Raw genomic sequence first — 17,026 nt, forward strand, 5'->3', positions numbered from 1 at the left:
ACATAAAATGATACTATAAAAAATTAAATAAAGTATTTATACAAAAAATAAAAACCTATATAAAATAATATCATAATATTTAAATGCATTATTTAAATTACTATTTTTTCTTTATTTATGTTATTTTTTATATAATATGTTTTTCTTCTGCAAAAATATAATAAAAAAATATAATAATAACTTTACAGATAAATTAACCAATAGTAACATCTCCTGTAGGCAAATCTATCATACTGTATTTACCTTGGTCAATAGAACCTATGCTCATAAATAAAGTAAGATAGCCTACCCTGCCTATAAACATTAAAAATATAATTATCAATTTGCTCCATATTGTAAGAGTAGGAGTAATATTAAGAGAAAGCCCTACTGTACTTATAGCTGATATTACCTCAAATAATATAGGCATCATAGCAGTAGATTTTTCTATATAAAATATAACAAAAGAAGATAATACAGAAATAGATATAGCAAGAGTAACTATTGCAACAGACTTATTGACAGCGGAAACATTTATTTTTCTGTTATTAACTACAATATAAGGTCTGTTAAAAACTGCAGCTGCTACAGAAAAAACAAATACAAATAATGTAGTAGTTTTAACTCCTCCGCCTGTACTGTTAGGAGAAGCTCCTACAAACATTAAAAATATAATAACTCCTATAGTAACATTACTCATAGAACTATAAGCAATAGTTTCAAAGCCTGCTGTTCTAGGACTCACGCTTTGAAATAATGATACTAATATTTTTTCTTTCATAGGCAGACTTTTAAGGGAATTTGAATATTCATTGAAAAATATAAAAACAGCTCCAAAGATTATAAGTATTATAGTAGTAAATATTACTATTCTGGCATGAACATCAAATGCATATCTTTTACCTTTTATCTTATTAATTACAGCCCTTGATATAGTGAGCATAACAGGATAGCCTAAGCCTCCCAATATTATAAGAAACATAACCGTTATATTGACAGTAATATTTCCTGCATATCTATGCAGATTATCAGTATAAAGCGAAAATCCTGCATTACAGAATGAACTTACAGAATGAAATAATGCAGAAAATATTTTTTTTGCAATATTCGGATTTTCAGAAACAGCAAATAAAGAAACAGCACCTAATAATTCTATAAAAAATGTTGATAAAAATATTATCTTTATAGTTGATTGTATTATATCTTTATTTTGAATATTAAACATTTCTAAAGTTCTTACCCTATCCTGTACGCTTCCTTTATTTACTGAAAATAAAAGCATTACTGCAGATATTGACATAATACCAAGCCCGCCTATTTGTATAAGAGTTATTAAAACTATTTGCCCGAATAATGTAAATTCTTTAGAAATATCTATAACACTAAGTCCTGTAACACATACTGCACTTGTAGCTGTAAATAAAGCATCTGCAAATGATAATCTTCCTTCTACTGTACTTAAAGGCAAATACAATAATAAACTTCCTAATGTTATAACAAATACAAATGATGCTATAATCATTTGATATAATGTTAATTTAGAATATGATAATCTAAGCCAATTTATTACTATGACTAAAAAGAAAAGTACAGAACCTGCTATAGTCCAAATTATTCTATTTGCATATATATAATAATATTTTTTACTAAAAAAGTTAAGTAAAATAAGTCCTATAAGCTGAATAATAGGCATTATTTTATAGAGTTTTCTAGGTGCTATTCTTATTTGATCTATAAATATAAATATAAAAAATATAGTGATTATATTAATTATTTCATTATAATGTAATATATAAAAATTAGAAACATTAACCTGTCTTATCTGCATAAGAAGAACAAATATTGCAAATATTGAACCTGTTATTGCTGTCAAATTTGAAATTCTTTTCAAAAATTCATCTATAGCCTGAATTATAGTTTTATTCGGATTATTCCTGCTTTTATTAAATATATTTTTCATACATCAGTCTTTAATTAAAATAAGGGGCTGTCCTAGATAACTAAAAAAGCTCCTTTTTTGCTAAATTATATATAATTTCTAATTGTTTTTCAATATCTTTATTATTGAATCTAAATTGGCATTCTTTAATAAATAAATGAAAATGCTCCTTTGGTATTCCATTAAATTTACGCAAATGCCTTTTAGCTTGATTCCAAAAATTCTCAATACCATTGATATGATTCTTTTCTTCAGCAAATTTTTCATCATGATTAATTCTAAAGTGTTTGAATTCAGATACATCCAAAATATTATAGCTGCGATAAGAATCAGTATATACAATGCTATCTGGCTGTACTTTTTCCTTAATAATACCAAATAATGTTGTACTAGTAGTATTATTTATTATTTTTACATATACTTTTCCTCCTCTTTTCAATAAACCGAATACTGGTATCTTATCTTTAGCCCCTCTTCCTCTTTTTCCTTTTCTTTTACCGCCAAAATAACTTTCATCAACTTCTATTTCACCATTAAAAATTTCTTTCTCTTTTTCTGTTTCATATTTAAATATTAATTCTCGTAAATGATAATAATATAATATTGCTGTTTTACGATTGACACCAATAATGGCAGAAGCAGTTCTTGCTGTGGTTCCAGCTACAAAATGTTCTATTAATTTTAATTGTTTTTCTTTAGTTAATTTACTGCGTTTCATACATAAAATATAATAATTTTATGTTATCTGGGTCAGCCCCTTCTTTTTTAATACTTGAAAACTATTTATATTTATTATACTATTTTTATTATGGTTATTTTAAAAATGAAATTAAAAAATGATAAAATATATATCAAAGTATCAGGCGGAGATATATTTACTATACCAAAAAACGGGCTTTATGAACTTGATTTATATGAAGGAATGGAGCTTGAATATGATGAAATTCCGCATATAAGACTTAGGGCTTTTGAATCTGCTGCTAGAAAATCAGCTATTTCAATATTAAAAAGAGGCTTTATAAGTGAAGGAATGCTTAGAGAAAAACTTATAAAAAAAGGACATAAAAAGAGATTTATTAATTATGCTATGCATTACTGCAAAGAATATGATTTAATAGATGATAAAAGATTCGTAAAAATAGCAATAAACAGCCTTAAACTTAAAGGTAAAAGCAAAAGACATATAATAGATTATTTAAAGAAAAATAAAGTAAAACCAAGTTTGATAGAAAAAGCACAAAACTCCATAAGCGATAAAATAGATGATAAAGCTTTAAAAGATGCTATAAGAAAATATTATAAAGTATATGAACATAAAGATAGAAAAGAAGATTATCTTATAAAAACTTTAATGCGTAAAGGTTTTAAGTACGATAGAATAAAAACTTTAGTAAGAAAATATATAGATAAAAAAGAAAATTATAAAGATTAATAACAGTTATATAAAAGCAATTAAAAAATATATGTATTTGATGAATATATGAATTAGTTTGTTTAAAATTAAATATAAAAAAATAATCATATTTTATAAGAAATTTTATATATAATTTCTTAATATTTATTGATACCAAAACTATGAAAACGTACTTTTATAAATATAATCTAAATAATTTTATATAAAAATTAATATGCATTTTATTTAGATTATTGATTTTTATATGTACATATAATATAATGATTATGTTTGTTCAAAATAAATATATTAACTTTTGAATACTAAAAAGCTAAATATAAAAATTGCTCGCTGATTTATGGGTAAGTGCCTCTGTCCCATATGCTCACAATTTTTATAATATCAATTATAAGCTAATTTAAAGCGAGTTTATAGCTAGCAACAATAAAGATAAACAAACAGCTTATAACTTAAATAATAAAATTATGAGAGTCTGACATTCGCTAAATGGCAGAGTATCAAAGCTCATAATTTTTAATAGCAATAATAAAAAAATAATTATTGATGTAGTTAAAGCGACGCCTGCCAACACTGTAGTGGACTTCGTCGGCACGCAGTAGCGGCAATAATAATAAAAAATAATTTTAATTAAAAGAGGAATTATAATATGCGTTTTAAAAGTGACTATAATGGAATATTAACTAAAGATGATATTGGTAAAGAAGTTAAACTTGCTGGCTGGGTTTTGAGAAGAAGAGATCATGGCGGAGTAATATTTGTAGATTTAAGAGACAGAACAGGATTTGTGCAGATAGTATTTAATCCTGAAATAAGTAAAGAAGCACATAATGACGCTCAGGATTTAAGAAGCGAATATGTTATCAGTGTAGAAGGCAAAATCAGAGCTAGAAGCCCTGAAATGATTAATCCTAAAATTCCTACTGGTGAAATTGAAGTAATGGCTGAGAAAATGGAGCTTCTTAATACTTCAGAAACTCCTCCTTTTCTTCTTGAAGATGATATTGATACAGGAGAGGATATAAGATTAAAATACAGATATTTAGATTTAAGAAGACCTGAGGTATTCAATAATTTATATAAAAGATTTCAAATAACTAATGCTTTTAGAAAACATTTATCTGATAAAGGCTTCATAGATGTAGAAACTCCTATATTAAATAAAAGCACTCCTGAGGGTGCAAGAGATTTTCTTGTTCCTTCAAGACTAAATGCAGGAGATTTTTATGCCCTTCCTCAATCGCCTCAAATATTCAAGCAAATACTTATGATAGGCGGTTTTGACAGATATTATCAAATAGCTAAATGTTTTCGCGATGAAGATTTGAGAGCAGACAGACAGCCTGAATTTACTCAAGTAGATATTGAAACTTCTTTTTTAAGTACTGATGAGTTTTTATCTATTATGGAAGAAGTTACTGCTAATATAGTTAAAGATGTTTATGGCATCAGCCTGCCTACTCCTTTTCCTAGATTAAATTATTATGATGCTATGGAGATGTACGGAAGCGACAAGCCTGATACTAGATTTGAATTAAAACTTATAAATGTAGAAGATGCTGTAAAAGGCTGTGATTTTGCAGTATTTAAAAATGCTTTGGATAATAAATTTATAATAAGATGTTTAAATGCTAAAGGCGGAGAGAAATTAAGCAGAAAAGATATTGATGATTTTACTAAATATGTAGGTATATTCGGAGCTAAAGGACTTGCTTGGATGAGGGTAACTGATAAGGGGCTTGAATCCAATATAGTAAAATTCTTCTCTGAAGATAATCAAAAGAAAATATTAGAAGTTACTAAAGCAGAAAAAGGAGATTTATTATTCTTTGTTGCTGACACTCCTAAAGTTACATTTGATGCTTTGGGCAATTTAAGATTGAAGATTGCTGAAAAATTAAACTTAATAGATAAAGATAAATTAAATTTCTTATGGGTAGTAGAATTTCCATTATTTGAGTATGATCATAAAGAAAAGAGAATATCGGCTACTCATCACCCATTTACTGCCCCTGTACCTGAAGACAATGCTATATTAGAAAGCGAGCCTCTCAAAGTAAGAAGCGATACTTATGACTTAGTATTAAACGGCAATGAAATAGGAGGCGGCGGACAGCGTATATATGACAGCAAAATACAGTCTATAATATTCAAGCTTTTAGGCATAGATGAGGAGAAAGCAAAATTAAGATTCGGCTTCCTGCTTGACGCTTTAAAATATGGTGCCCCTCCTATGTGCGGTATGGCTTATGGTATAGACAGAGTTGTTATGCTTCTTCAAAAACAAGACAGTATAAGAGAAGTGATAGCGTTCCCTAAAACTCAGAAAGGACAATGTCTGATGAGCGGATGTCCTTCTACTGTTGATGATGATCAATTGGAAGAACTTCATTTGAGTATAGAAGAATAAAGTAATAAAATAATAATTTATTATTGTTGCTAGCTATAAACTCGCTTTAAATTAGCTAATAACTAAAGTTATTAGCTGCTCGTTTATTTTTATTGTTGCTAGCTATAAACTCGCTTTAAATTAGCTAATAACTAAAGTTATTAGCTGCTCGTTTATAGCTTTAAAATATTACTTATAATTTTTATATTTATTTACTAATAAAAAACTTGTTCGTCAATAACCCCTTCCATTCTGCGAATGTCAGGCACTCACAAGTTTTTTATTTTATTGTTGCTAGCTATAAACTTTCTATTATTGCTAATAAAAATTATGAGCTTTGATACTCTGCCATTCTTACGAATGTCAGATGCTCATAATTTTTATATTTATTTACCAATAAAAAAACTTGTTGCCGATATTTGCGTAATCCCTGTCATTCTCTGAATGTCAGGCACTCACAATTTTTATATTTGACTTTTCAGTATTTAAAAATTATTTTATTATTGCTAATAAAAAAATTGCTTGTAAATAAATTTAGCGGCTTTGAACAGTTTTATATTTAGCTTTCTAGTATTTCAAACTGCATAAAATAAAAAAATTCTATATATTGATATAAGAGCCCTCTTTAGCAAAAGCAAGCTGCAAATCTATTTCTTCTTTTTTGAGAAAAGCCATTAATTTATTATATATTAAATCTATCTGTGCATCAGTTCTTTCCTGATTATGATGATGAAGTATAACATAAGGAACATCAGCATCGAGTCCCACCTGAATAGCATCATTTAAAGTAGAATGCCCCCAGCCTACATGTCCGTTATAATATTCGCTTTTTGTATATTCCCCCTCTATTATAAGAACATTTGAACCGCGTACAAAATCTATCAGTCTTGCATGAAGTAAATCTGCATTATGATTATAATGCGAAAGAGAGGGGTGCTGTGCATGAAGACGCTTTTTATAAGGTTCATGATCTGTAAGATAAACAACTGTTTTATTACCTGAAGTTATTTTATATGATAATGTATGACAAGGGTGATTAACCCATATACCTTCTATAGTCATATTTCCAAAAACTATCTTTTTACCCTCATAAAAGGCTTCAAATTTAAGATTGGCTGCAAACTGTTCTAAATTGATAGGAAAATAATCTTTGGCAAGTATATTATTTATAGTATCATACATTTCTATAGAAGAATCTTTAGGACCGTATACAGTAAAACTATACTTGCTTGAAAAAAACGGTGCAAAAAAAGGTATTCCTATAATATGATCCCAATGAAAATGTGTAAGAAGTATTATGCTTTCTTTTTTTTCTGATTTTAAAGAATAATAGCTTGCATTTTTAAGTCCGCTTCCTGCATCAAGTATTATATAATTTCCTTCATCATCTATAATCTGTATACAAGATGTATTACCGCCGTATTCGCTAAAGCTATTACCGGGAGTTGGTATAGAGCCTCTGCTTCCAAGAAATCTTACTTTCAAAATTAAACCCTAAATTATTTTATATGCATATCATAATATAATTATAAAAAAAAATCAATCTAATTTACATTTATTATTAATAAATAATAAAATACATATTATATGTTTTTATATATGCTTGTTATATGCTTTTATATATACTTGTATTAATGGCAGATAAAGTTTATAATAATAAGATTAAAATAAAAAGGTTGTATTAATGAGTATTTTAAAAATAATATCATGGAATGTTAATGGAATAAGAGCAGCATACAAAAAAGGCTTGATAGATTTTATAAAAAAGGAAAATCCTGATATAATATGCCTGCAGGAAACCAAAGCCTTTGAAGAACAGCTGCCTGAAGATTTAAAAAATATAGAAGGATACGAGCTTTTTATAAATCCTGCTGACCCTGAAATAAAAAAAGGATACAGCGGTGTTGCTATTTATACAAAATTAAAACCAAATAAAGAAATTAAAAATAAATTAGGAAGTAAATTCTCGGACAGAGAAGGAAGAATACTTTCTTTAGAATTTGATGATTTTATAATATTTAATGTATACTTTCCAAACGGCGGTAAATCAAAAGAGCATTTTCAGTACAAACTTTCATTTTATGATGAGATAACAAAACATCTAAGCAAATTAAAAAGAAAAACTAATGTTATACTATGCGGAGATATGAATATTGCACATCAAGCTATAGATTTGGCTAGACCTAAAGAAAATGAAAAAAGTATAGGTTTTCTTCCAGAAGAGCGGGCTAAAATAACTGAGTTTTTAAATAAAGGTTTTACGGATACATTCAGAATGTTTGTTAAAGAAGGCGGACATTACAGCTGGTGGGATATGAAAACTAGGTCTAGAGAAAAAAATGTGGGCTGGAGAATAGATTATTTCTTTGTAAATAATGAAATAACAGACAATATAAAAAAGGCTGATATATTAACTGAAGTTATGGGCAGCGATCATTGTCCTATACTTATTGAATGGGATAAGTAAAAAACTGTTTGATTTTTTTAAGGTTTTATAATATATTAAAAATAGTAAATATAGTTCTATTTTTTATTAATATAAGGAGTTTGCATGGTTCGTACAATCATTGAGAATAAAACAGCCGTAATAAATATAGAAAAAAATATTATATCTGAAAATGCAGATATTTTAGAAGAAAAATTAAATTATGTAAAAGATGCAGGAGCTTTGAATTTTATATTTGATTTTCATAATATTGAATATATATGTTCATCAGCATTAGGATTAATAGCATCTGCTTTAAGAGTATCAGGGGAAAACGGAGGGGTAGTTTACTTTTGTTCTTTAAGCAGACAATTAAGAAATTTATTTGAAGCTACAAAGTTTTTGACTATAGTTAATACAGCAGACAATATAGATGAAGCTCTTAAAAATATTAAATAATATATGGAAAATATATGTTAATAGAAACTATCAGATTTATATACTATTTACTTATGCAGATACTGAGGCTTTACTCTTTTATATGGTTTATATGGATTATATTAAGCTGGCTTCAGGCTTTCGGAGCTATGCATTTAGATTATTATAACCCAATAGTAAATTTCTTCTATAATATAACCGACGGAGTTATAGACAAAGTATTCGCAGGAAGAAGACTCATTATAGGGATTATAGATTTATCTCCTTTAATATTTCTTTTAATTTTACAATTGGCAGCTCCAATAGTACTTAGAACAGTATTCCAATTTTTATTAAATTTAGCATCTAGGATATAAGTACGACTATGAGTTCTTTAGATGAAATAAATAAATATATAGATGACGGAGATTATAAAAAAGCAATAGAAGAATTAGATATTATTATCTCTAAAGAACCGAATAATGCCAAAGCTTTTTATATGAGAGGCAAATCGGCATTCATAGAACTTCAAAATGAAGAATTTGATAAAAATGAATATGATATAAAAAGAGCTTTAATTTACTCATCAATAGAATACGATTTAAATAAATCAATAGATATAGACCCTAATATAACGGATGCATACAGAGGCTTAATGTATCTTAACAGAGATTTGAAAAATACCGATAAAGAAAGGGAATATGCCCAGATACTTTTTGAAAAAGAAAATACAGCTTATGATGCTTTATTAATACTTGCCAGCAGTTATTTAAATAATGGAGAAAATGAATCGGACTTTCATCAGGCTATAGGATATTATGATGATTTTATAAAAAATGTAAGTTTTGATAACAGCAGAATAGCTAGATTTGAAAGAGGGCTTTGCTATTATAATCTTAATATACTTACAAAAGCTGATATAGAAGCCAATAAACTTATTTATGATTTTCCTTTTTATGATGATGCATACTTTCTTAAAGGCATAATACTTGCAAAGAAAGGAATAGAATCTGAATTTTATGATGATGCCATATTTTTTTTGGATAGGGCTTTGGAATTAAATCCTATAAACTTCAATGCTCTATATGAAAGAGCTGAATGGTATTTGAATAAAGAAAATTATAGAAAGGCTATAGAAAATTATAATGAACTTTTAAAGCATAATAATAAATACAGATTAAATGCTCTGCTTGATAAAATTCAGGCACTGCATGATTTAATTATAGAAAATGAAGATAAAAACTATCCTGACAGTCAGGAAGAAGGTAAAGATTTAGAAGAGGTATTTTATTTGCTTGAAAAAGTTATAGATGTGCTTGGCATAAACAGTATTCAGCATATATATTACAGAGGGAATTTATATGCTTATCAGGGTGAAATAAAAAAGGCTATTTTAGAGTTTAAAAAAATACTTAAAGAAAATAATAAATCTTGGCTTTATGAAAAAATTGCCGAATTATATCATAATTATGCTCAAAGCGATAATGATTATTTAGAGGCTTTAAAATATTTATCATATATAGATAAAGCAGAATATAAATACTCTACTTACTATCTTCTAATATTCTCTAATTATGAATTAAAAAATTATGAAAACACTGTTCAATTATGTAATGAATTTTTTAAGTATATAGATGATGATAATGATGATGAAATATCTTATATAAGATTTATTTATGCTCATTCTCTTCAAATGACAGGAGCTAATGATTATAAATTAATATTAGATAATTTGAAAAGCTGTTTAAATAGCAGTTTGGATAAAGCTTTGGTATACAGATCTATTGCAAAAATAATGCTTTATAATATGCCTAAAGAATATAATGAAGAAGGCATATATATGCTAAAAAAATCTGTAGAATTAAATGATGCTTTATCATACTATATATATGCTAAAGAGTTATTTTACGGCGATATTATAACTCCGTATCCTGAGCTTGCTGTTTCTATGGCTAATATAGCTTTTGATTTGGATAATACATTGGAATGTGCTTTAACTATTATAGGAAAATCTTATGAAATAGGACGCGGAGCAAAACAGGATTATAATAAAGCATTTGAAATATATAATAAAGCTAAAGAAATATGCGAAAAAAGAAATTTAAAATGTTCATGTTCTAATGCTATGACTGCTCATTGCTATTATAAGGGAATAGGCGTTCAAAAAAATGAAGAAGAAGCATTTAATATAATAAGAAAAACAGCAGATACTTTTGGTAAAGATTCGCATGATTATGTATCTTTGCTTTATTCATACTTTGCTCTTAACAATATAAAAGGATTTGATTTATTTAAATCTTTAACTTTATTTGAAAATATAGAACAGCATTCTCATAATATATATATTATAATGACATTAAAAAGAATATATAAAAAATTAGGAAGACATTATGATGTTAAAAGAATGTCAAAAATGGAAATTAAGGCATTGGAAAATACGGGAGAATTAAATCTCTCTTATTTAAGAAAGTATATAAAAAATTTTAATAATTTTTATCCTATTCTAACACTTTGACAAAAAAATATAATATAGTATTATACTATAATAAAATAAATTAAGAGGTAATAATATGATAAACAAAACTATGAGTATAGGTGAAATTATACAAATATTTCCTGATTCTGTAGAAATAATGATGGGCAGAGGTCTTCATTGCGTAGGCTGTCATGTTGCAAGCTGGGAAAGTTTGGAAGAGGGCTGCAGAGGTCATGGTATGAGTGATGATGTTATTGACAGTTTGATAAAAGAAATAAATGAAAAATACGAAGCAGGCAAATAATTTTTACAAAAAAATACTGTATGAGGGAGAGGATGCATAATAAAGCAGCTTCTCCCTTCGCTTTATAATCATACAATATTAAATCAATTCTTAATGCAGATAATACCAATTAAGCAGGAAAGATACTTACTGCTTTTTTATAGCTAAATATCAATGTTTCTCTAACTATGATCTTGACAAAACAGCATAAGCTTGCTATACTAAAATAGTCAATAAATTTACTATAATTGATTTTAATGGCAGGAGGCTGATATAACAAAGGAAACCAAGAAAAACGCTTATTTGTATTGCAAATTCCGTGATGAACAGCTTTCATTATATGATAAGTACGCTAAACGGCATGGAATGCTGATGAAAACACTGCTAGTAGCTAATGTTCTGTATTATAACGATTTCTATAGCAAAGGTGGTATAACACAGATTGAAATATGTCAGAGAACATTCCAATCTAAGCAGACAGTTAATCTGATTATAAAAAATCTTTTAAACAAGTCATACATAACAGTTGAAGAGTGCAAAGAAAATAAGCGTGAAAAATTAGTAAGAATAACCGAAGCAGGAAAAGCTTACTGTGAAAAAGTTGTATGCCATATCACATGGGCAGAAGATACTGCAATGTCTATGCTTACACAAAAAGAACAAGAACAGCTAATTAATCTATCACAGAAATTTACAAAAAATCTGACAGAACTTATTAATCAGGAAACGGAGGATTAAGATATGGAATTTTATGAAGCAATTAACAAAAGAAAAACTACAAGGGAATTTTTAGATACAGAAGTTGATTTTGAAGTTATTAAAAGAATTTTAGAAGCAGGAAACAAAGCACCAACTTGGGACCATAACCGCAATTGGCAGTATATCATTTTAAGAACTAATGAAGAAAAAGAATATGCTTTTTCTGAAGCCAAAGCGACTGCAGATAAATTTGATGCTGACAGATATTTGAATATGCCAAGACCTTATACAATTACATTAGGACAAAAAATGTACGGCTATGCTATGCCCAAGCAATATACTATGCTGAAAGAAGCACTGTATGTAATTATACCTTTATTCAAATCAAAAGAATTGAATGGCGAGTATGTTTCAAAATTAAATCCGTTTGCCACTATTTGGTGTGTGATAGAAAATATATTTTTAGCGGCGGCAGCAGAAGGTCTGTCATGCTCAATGCGTATACCTCTGAATAAAGAACATGATATAGTTAAGAAAAAACTGAAAGTGCTGTCAAGCTATTATGTACCCGTGTTTATAGGTATTGGTTATGCTAATCCTCAAGAACTGCAATTAGAGCAATATAAACCCGATATAGATAAACAAATACGCTTTGGAAAATGGAAATAATTATATAAACAAATAAAAACAATTATATGAGAAGATGAAAATAATTATAAAAAAAATTAAAACAAAAAATGTGATAACAAAATCCAATCTGCCTGTATGTGATTTTTCCGTAAACACTTATATAGGCTGTACCCATTCCTGCAAATATTGTTATGCTTCATTTATGAAACGCTTTACAAAACATAATGAAATGTGGGGAGAGTTTATAGATGTGAAAATTTGGGATAAAATCAAAAAAACAAAAAAATATGCTGGAAAAGAACTGTTTGTCGGTTCTGTGACAGATCCGTACAACCCGCAGGAAGAAATTTATGAGCGTACAAGAACATTACTGACTGAACTGCAAGGAAGCGGTGTAAAACTTTCAATCGCTACAAAGTCCGATTTGATTTTACGGGATTTAGACATAATCAAAACATTTCCCAATGCACGCATTTCTTTCTCTATCAATACGCTTGATAAAACATTCAAAAATGATATGGATAAGGCAGTATCTATTGATCGCAGACTTGCAGCAATGAAAAAGTTTTATAAAGCAGGCATTCGTACCATCTGTTTTATCTCTCCGATTTTTCCCGGTATTACCGATGTCAAGGCTATTATAGAATGTGTAAAGAATCAATGCAATTTAATATGGCTTGAAAATTTAAATCTGCGTGGGGAATACAAGGCTGTAATTATGGATTATATCAAAGAGAAATACCCTGCTCTTATGCCGATGTATTATGAAATATATAACAGAGATAACCGCATCTATTGGGAAGCTCTCGACATAGAACTAAAAGAGTATGCAGCCGAAATTGGTCTTGATTATGTGACTAATGATGACAGCATAAACCATCCATTTGATGATTTGCCTGTTATTGTTAATTATTTCTATCATAGCAAAATCAAGAAATCCGCAGTAAAAATACAGTAATAATATCTAAATACTTGAAAATAGAAAATATAAAAAGAGTAATTATGCATCATATATATAATAACAGCTTTAAGATTATAGCATTACAGATGAATAATAATAAATTTTCAAAGATGTTATTAGAATATAAATATAGATATAAAAATAGAAAAGCATATACATATTCATTATACAGTTAATAACCTGCAGTTTTTATTTTTATATAAGGCAGCAGCAGTTTTTTTAATATATAATTATTTCCCGTCTTTATATTCTCTTATAATTCCCCTAACTCTTATTGTAAGCCCATATACTTTTTGTTCGGCTATAATAACATCTAAAGGTACTTGATTATATTTATCTTTAGCAATCAAAGCATCAGTGCCGTATTTATCTTTTTCATAAACTCTTATAGTGGGAAGTTTATCTTTTTGTAATTTAGTTTTTAAATCCTCTCCGTTTTCTATTGTAAATCTTATATCTTTTTTTATATTTTTTCCTTCAAGCCAATTAACTTTAAATGTGCCTATATTCTTATCAACAAAACGCATAAAAAATACAAGCGATAAAGCATCAAAAGCCATACCTTGAAATTCTATTTTTTCATCAACTGTTCTCTTATCATTAAATAGATAATAATTATTATAAAAAGTTAAGGATTCCTTATTAGTCCAATCTCCTTCTGAAGTATCTTTTTTCAAAATAATAGGCTTAAAATCATTTGTAGAAACCCAAGCTTCAAATATATCGCTTACTTTATAAACCCAATTAGCAGCTCCAGTAGTATAAACATGGGCATATAAATGATAAGCAGGTATGCCGTTTACATTACTTATAGAAAGAACCTTAGCTTCAAGTATTCCTACTTTTCCGCTTATATTAAACTCAGGAACCTGAGCTAAAACATCATATTTTATATATTCTCCTACTTTGAATGTCTGATTATATCCGAAAATAATATTCGATATAAATAGAGTAATTATAAAAACATATTTATTCATAGCTAAAATAATCTCCTTATATTAAATTATCCGCTATATTATATATACTTAAAAAATTAAGTTTTGTCAATAAAATAATTTTGAATTATAATTTAAACAATGAATAGAAGTACATTAAATCTAATCAAAATCTGTGCTGGCATACCTTTTTAAAATTTAATAGTTTGTAAGTTTTTATCTTGCAATAGTATTTTTTTAATATATTATATTGCAATTATTTTGAGGTTTAATTTTATGGCTGTATTTTTATTTATAGGAGTTATGGCATTATCTGCTTCTGCGATATTTGTAAAGCTGGCTGACGCCCCTTCATCTATAATAGCTTTTTACAGAATATTTATCTCATTTTTATTTATATCAGTAATAACTGTATCAAGAAAATCTGCAAGAAAAGAAATTAAATCTCTTACTAAAAAAGAAATAATACTTTCTATTATATCAGGCTTTTCACTTGCTTTGCATTATTTTTTATGGTTTCAGTCTTTAAATCTTACATCCGTAGCAAGCTCTGCTGTAATAGTAACATTGCAGCCCTTATTTGTTTTTATAGCAGGACATTTTTTTTTCAAAGAAAAATATAGTAAAATTGCTATACTTGGATTTATCATAGCTGTTATGGGTTCTGTAATAATAGGTTTAGGAGATTTTCAAATAAGCTCAAAAGCATTGATTGGAGATTTTCTGGCTTTTATATCTGCAGGACTTATAAGCATATATTTTATTATAGGACAGTATGCAAGAAAAAGATTATCAGCTTTAACTTGGATTAGCTTAACTTATTTTAGTGCATTTATATTTTTAGGAATTTTATCTTATACTATGGGTATAAGTTTTATAGGATATTCATTAAATACTTGGATTAATATATTAGCAATCACATTTATATCTACTATGCTCGGACAGGTAATATTTACTTGGCTTTTAAAATATTTTTCTGCTTCTATTATATCTATGGCTATATTAGGCGAAGCAGCAGGTACATGCATATTAGGTTATTTTATTTTGCATGAAACTATAAGTTTTAAGCAGTTTGCAGGTATTTCTTTTATATTAACAGGTATAGGATTATTCTTATATGAAAATAAAAAAAATATTTCTAATTAATTTAAAAAAATGGAGTTTTTATGACAGCAAAAAAAGACAATAATATCAGCAAAGAAGAAAATATTCATCAAAAACCTTTAATGGAGGAACTTTATAAAGATGAACTTGAAGCATTAAAAGAAGAAGATAAAAATAATAAGCCTAAAAATTGGCAGTTATCTCCTCAGTCTGTAAGGGATTTTATATTAGGCGGTAAATTAAAAGACGGTACAGTTATAAATAAAAAATTCTACGGCGATGATGCTCTAGTTGAAAGGGCAATTATCACTTTGGCAGGAAACAGAGGATTAATGCTTGTAGGAGAGCCTGGCACCGCTAAAACTATGCTTAGCGAATTATTATCAGCAGCAATAAGCGGAAATAGTACAGTAACAATACAGGGAACAGCTGGAACAAATGAGGATAATATAAAATATTCTTGGAATTATGCTATGCTTTTTGCTAAAGGTCCTGTAGAAGAAGCATTAATACCATCGCCCGTTTATATAGGAATGAATAAAGGAATAATAACAAGGTTTGAAGAGATAACAAGATGTCCTCTCGAAATACAAGATTCTCTTATAAGTATATTGAGCGATAAAATAATGAATATACCTGAACAAAACAGAGTATTGTTTGCAAATACAGGCTTTAATATCATAGCTACTGCCAATACAAGAGATAAAGGAATTAATGAGATGAGCAGTGCTTTGAAAAGAAGATTCAATTTTGAAACTGTAGAACCTATAAAAAATCCTAAACTTGAAAGCGAAATTATAACTAATCAATGCCAAACATTATTAGAACTTTCTGATATAGATATTGATATAGATTATGATGTTGTCGATGTGCTTGCTGTTACATTCAATGAGCTTAGAAGCGGTAAAAGTTTTGAAAATGCCAAGATACAGGAATTAAACTCTGTTATGAGTACAGCTGAAGCGGTATCTGTTTATTATCAGTCTGCACTTCATTCATATTATTACGGAGATAAAAATATAAAAATGTCAACTGTAGTTGAAAATTTGATTGGAAGCGTGGCTAAAGAAAATAAAGATGATCTGCCTAAATTAAAAAATTATTTTAATAATTCTGTAAAAATAAAATCTGGGAAATTAGGCAGACGCTGGAAAGAATATTATGAAAGCCGAAATCTTATTAAATAAGGATTTTAAGCACTAAAAATCTAATTATAAAAATTGCGAATGTACAGCAAATTTGTCAAAGCTAGAAATTGTATGCATGCAATTTTTAAAAGTAAATTTTTTATGATAAAATCATTTATTATATTGCTGTAACTTTTTTTAATATTATTTAAATCAAAATATTTTTATTAAATATTTTTTTGATATGCTAA

At 27.7% G+C, this 17,026-nt stretch carries 17 protein-coding genes; 13 read left to right on the top strand and 4 right to left on the bottom strand.

The genetic code is table 11. The features are described from left to right. Positions 1 to 193 precede the first annotated feature (193 nt). Positions 194 to 1,939 (bottom strand): potassium transporter TrkG, encoded by a 1,746-nt coding sequence (locus QZ288_RS03215; protein ID WP_295154892.1) that lies wholly within the window; start codon positions 1,937 to 1,939, stop codon positions 194 to 196. A 40-nt stretch (positions 1,940 to 1,979) separates the two neighbouring features. Beyond that, positions 1,980 to 2,636: an IS1595 family transposase gene (locus QZ288_RS03220; RefSeq protein ID WP_295154894.1), complete on the bottom strand. Its 657-nt coding sequence runs from the start codon at positions 2,634 to 2,636 to the stop codon at positions 1,980 to 1,982. A gap of 105 nt (positions 2,637 to 2,741) precedes the next feature. Between QZ288_RS03220 and QZ288_RS03225 the strand changes: the two genes are divergently transcribed. Both QZ288_RS03225 and aspS read left to right on the top strand, forming a co-directional pair. After that, positions 2,742 to 3,350 (top strand): RecX family transcriptional regulator, encoded by a 609-nt coding sequence (locus QZ288_RS03225; RefSeq protein ID WP_295154896.1) that lies wholly within the window; start codon positions 2,742 to 2,744, stop codon positions 3,348 to 3,350. A 628-nt stretch (positions 3,351 to 3,978) separates the two neighbouring features. Beyond that, the gene (gene aspS / locus QZ288_RS03230) at positions 3,979 to 5,739 is read left to right on the top strand and encodes an aspartate--tRNA ligase (RefSeq protein WP_295154898.1); all 1,761 of its coding nucleotides are present in this window, start codon (positions 3,979 to 3,981) and stop codon (positions 5,737 to 5,739) included. A gap of 579 nt (positions 5,740 to 6,318) precedes the next feature. Here aspS and QZ288_RS03235 read toward each other — a convergent pair. Continuing rightward, a complete protein-coding gene (locus QZ288_RS03235) occupies positions 6,319 to 7,203 on the bottom strand; it encodes an MBL fold metallo-hydrolase (RefSeq protein ID WP_295154900.1) in 885 nt (294 codons plus the stop codon). A gap of 199 nt (positions 7,204 to 7,402) precedes the next feature. On the opposite strand from QZ288_RS03235, the gene xth reads away from it, so the two are divergent. From xth to QZ288_RS03280, 9 genes are all read left to right on the top strand, one after another. Beyond that, positions 7,403 to 8,185: an exodeoxyribonuclease III gene (gene xth / locus QZ288_RS03240; RefSeq protein WP_295154902.1), complete on the top strand. Its 783-nt coding sequence runs from the start codon at positions 7,403 to 7,405 to the stop codon at positions 8,183 to 8,185. 84 nt (positions 8,186 to 8,269) lie between these two features. Then, positions 8,270 to 8,602 carry an STAS domain-containing protein gene (locus QZ288_RS03245; protein WP_295154903.1) on the top strand — a complete coding sequence of 111 codons (333 nt, stop codon included), beginning with the start codon at positions 8,270 to 8,272 and terminating at the stop codon, positions 8,600 to 8,602. A 14-nt stretch (positions 8,603 to 8,616) separates the two neighbouring features. After that, a complete protein-coding gene (locus QZ288_RS03250; protein ID WP_295154905.1) occupies positions 8,617 to 8,937 on the top strand; it encodes a YggT family protein in 321 nt (106 codons plus the stop codon). An 8-nt stretch (positions 8,938 to 8,945) separates the two neighbouring features. After that, on the top strand, positions 8,946 to 11,075 hold the full coding sequence (locus QZ288_RS03255) for a hypothetical protein (protein WP_295154907.1): 2,130 nt from the start codon (positions 8,946 to 8,948) through the stop codon (positions 11,073 to 11,075). A gap of 55 nt (positions 11,076 to 11,130) precedes the next feature. After that, positions 11,131 to 11,340, top strand: a complete 210-nt coding sequence (locus QZ288_RS03260; RefSeq protein WP_295154909.1) for a DUF1858 domain-containing protein — start codon at positions 11,131 to 11,133, stop codon at positions 11,338 to 11,340. Between the two features lie 351 nt (positions 11,341 to 11,691). Next, on the top strand, positions 11,692 to 12,057 hold the full coding sequence (locus tag QZ288_RS03265) for a MarR family winged helix-turn-helix transcriptional regulator (RefSeq protein WP_295154911.1): 366 nt from the start codon (positions 11,692 to 11,694) through the stop codon (positions 12,055 to 12,057). Positions 12,058 to 12,060: 3 nt separating this feature from the next. Beyond that, complete coding sequence (locus QZ288_RS03270; protein ID WP_295154913.1) at positions 12,061 to 12,687, top strand: nitroreductase family protein; 627 nt, start codon at positions 12,061 to 12,063, stop codon at positions 12,685 to 12,687. Positions 12,688 to 12,721: 34 nt separating this feature from the next. Beyond that, on the top strand, positions 12,722 to 13,606 hold the full coding sequence (locus QZ288_RS03275) for a radical SAM mobile pair protein B (protein WP_295154915.1): 885 nt from the start codon (positions 12,722 to 12,724) through the stop codon (positions 13,604 to 13,606). A 44-nt stretch (positions 13,607 to 13,650) separates the two neighbouring features. After that, positions 13,651 to 13,785: a hypothetical protein gene (locus tag QZ288_RS03280; RefSeq protein ID WP_295154917.1), complete on the top strand. Its 135-nt coding sequence runs from the start codon at positions 13,651 to 13,653 to the stop codon at positions 13,783 to 13,785. A gap of 54 nt (positions 13,786 to 13,839) precedes the next feature. On the opposite strand, the gene QZ288_RS03285 is transcribed toward QZ288_RS03280, so the two are convergent. Continuing rightward, on the bottom strand, positions 13,840 to 14,586 hold the full coding sequence (locus QZ288_RS03285) for a DUF3108 domain-containing protein (protein WP_295154919.1): 747 nt from the start codon (positions 14,584 to 14,586) through the stop codon (positions 13,840 to 13,842). Positions 14,587 to 14,820: 234 nt separating this feature from the next. On the opposite strand from QZ288_RS03285, the gene QZ288_RS03290 reads away from it, so the two are divergent. Further along, positions 14,821 to 15,690, top strand: a complete 870-nt coding sequence (locus QZ288_RS03290; RefSeq protein ID WP_295154921.1) for a DMT family transporter — start codon at positions 14,821 to 14,823, stop codon at positions 15,688 to 15,690. A 20-nt stretch (positions 15,691 to 15,710) separates the two neighbouring features. Further along, a complete protein-coding gene (locus tag QZ288_RS03295) occupies positions 15,711 to 16,835 on the top strand; it encodes an AAA family ATPase (protein ID WP_295154923.1) in 1,125 nt (374 codons plus the stop codon). The last annotated feature ends 191 nt before the right edge of the window (positions 16,836 to 17,026 follow it).

The organism is uncultured Brachyspira sp., assembly GCF_910578695.1.
Classification (GTDB): domain Bacteria; phylum Spirochaetota; class Brachyspiria; order Brachyspirales; family Brachyspiraceae; genus Brachyspira.

Bases quoted from the DNA above. Each gene is read 5' to 3' on its own strand.
- QZ288_RS03225 (WP_295154896.1), top strand. From the start codon at position 2,742: ATGAAATTAAAAAATGATAAAATATATATCAAAGTATCAGGCGGAGAT.
- QZ288_RS03245 (WP_295154903.1), top strand. From the start codon at position 8,270: ATGGTTCGTACAATCATTGAGAATAAAACAGCCGTAATAAATATAGAA.
- xth (WP_295154902.1), top strand. From the start codon at position 7,403: ATGAGTATTTTAAAAATAATATCATGGAATGTTAATGGAATAAGAGCA.
- QZ288_RS03265 (WP_295154911.1), top strand. From the start codon at position 11,692: ATGAAAACACTGCTAGTAGCTAATGTTCTGTATTATAACGATTTCTAT.
- QZ288_RS03250 (WP_295154905.1), top strand. From the start codon at position 8,617: ATGTTAATAGAAACTATCAGATTTATATACTATTTACTTATGCAGATA.
- aspS (WP_295154898.1), top strand. From the start codon at position 3,979: ATGCGTTTTAAAAGTGACTATAATGGAATATTAACTAAAGATGATATT.
- QZ288_RS03295 (WP_295154923.1), top strand. From the start codon at position 15,711: ATGACAGCAAAAAAAGACAATAATATCAGCAAAGAAGAAAATATTCAT.
- QZ288_RS03220 (WP_295154894.1), bottom strand. From the start codon at position 2,636: ATGAAACGCAGTAAATTAACTAAAGAAAAACAATTAAAATTAATAGAA.
- QZ288_RS03215 (WP_295154892.1), bottom strand. From the start codon at position 1,939: ATGAAAAATATATTTAATAAAAGCAGGAATAATCCGAATAAAACTATA.
- QZ288_RS03280 (WP_295154917.1), top strand. From the start codon at position 13,651: ATGCATCATATATATAATAACAGCTTTAAGATTATAGCATTACAGATG.
- QZ288_RS03260 (WP_295154909.1), top strand. From the start codon at position 11,131: ATGATAAACAAAACTATGAGTATAGGTGAAATTATACAAATATTTCCT.
- QZ288_RS03290 (WP_295154921.1), top strand. From the start codon at position 14,821: ATGGCTGTATTTTTATTTATAGGAGTTATGGCATTATCTGCTTCTGCG.
- QZ288_RS03270 (WP_295154913.1), top strand. From the start codon at position 12,061: ATGGAATTTTATGAAGCAATTAACAAAAGAAAAACTACAAGGGAATTT.
- QZ288_RS03285 (WP_295154919.1), bottom strand. From the start codon at position 14,586: ATGAATAAATATGTTTTTATAATTACTCTATTTATATCGAATATTATT.
- QZ288_RS03255 (WP_295154907.1), top strand. From the start codon at position 8,946: ATGAGTTCTTTAGATGAAATAAATAAATATATAGATGACGGAGATTAT.
- QZ288_RS03275 (WP_295154915.1), top strand. From the start codon at position 12,722: ATGAAAATAATTATAAAAAAAATTAAAACAAAAAATGTGATAACAAAA.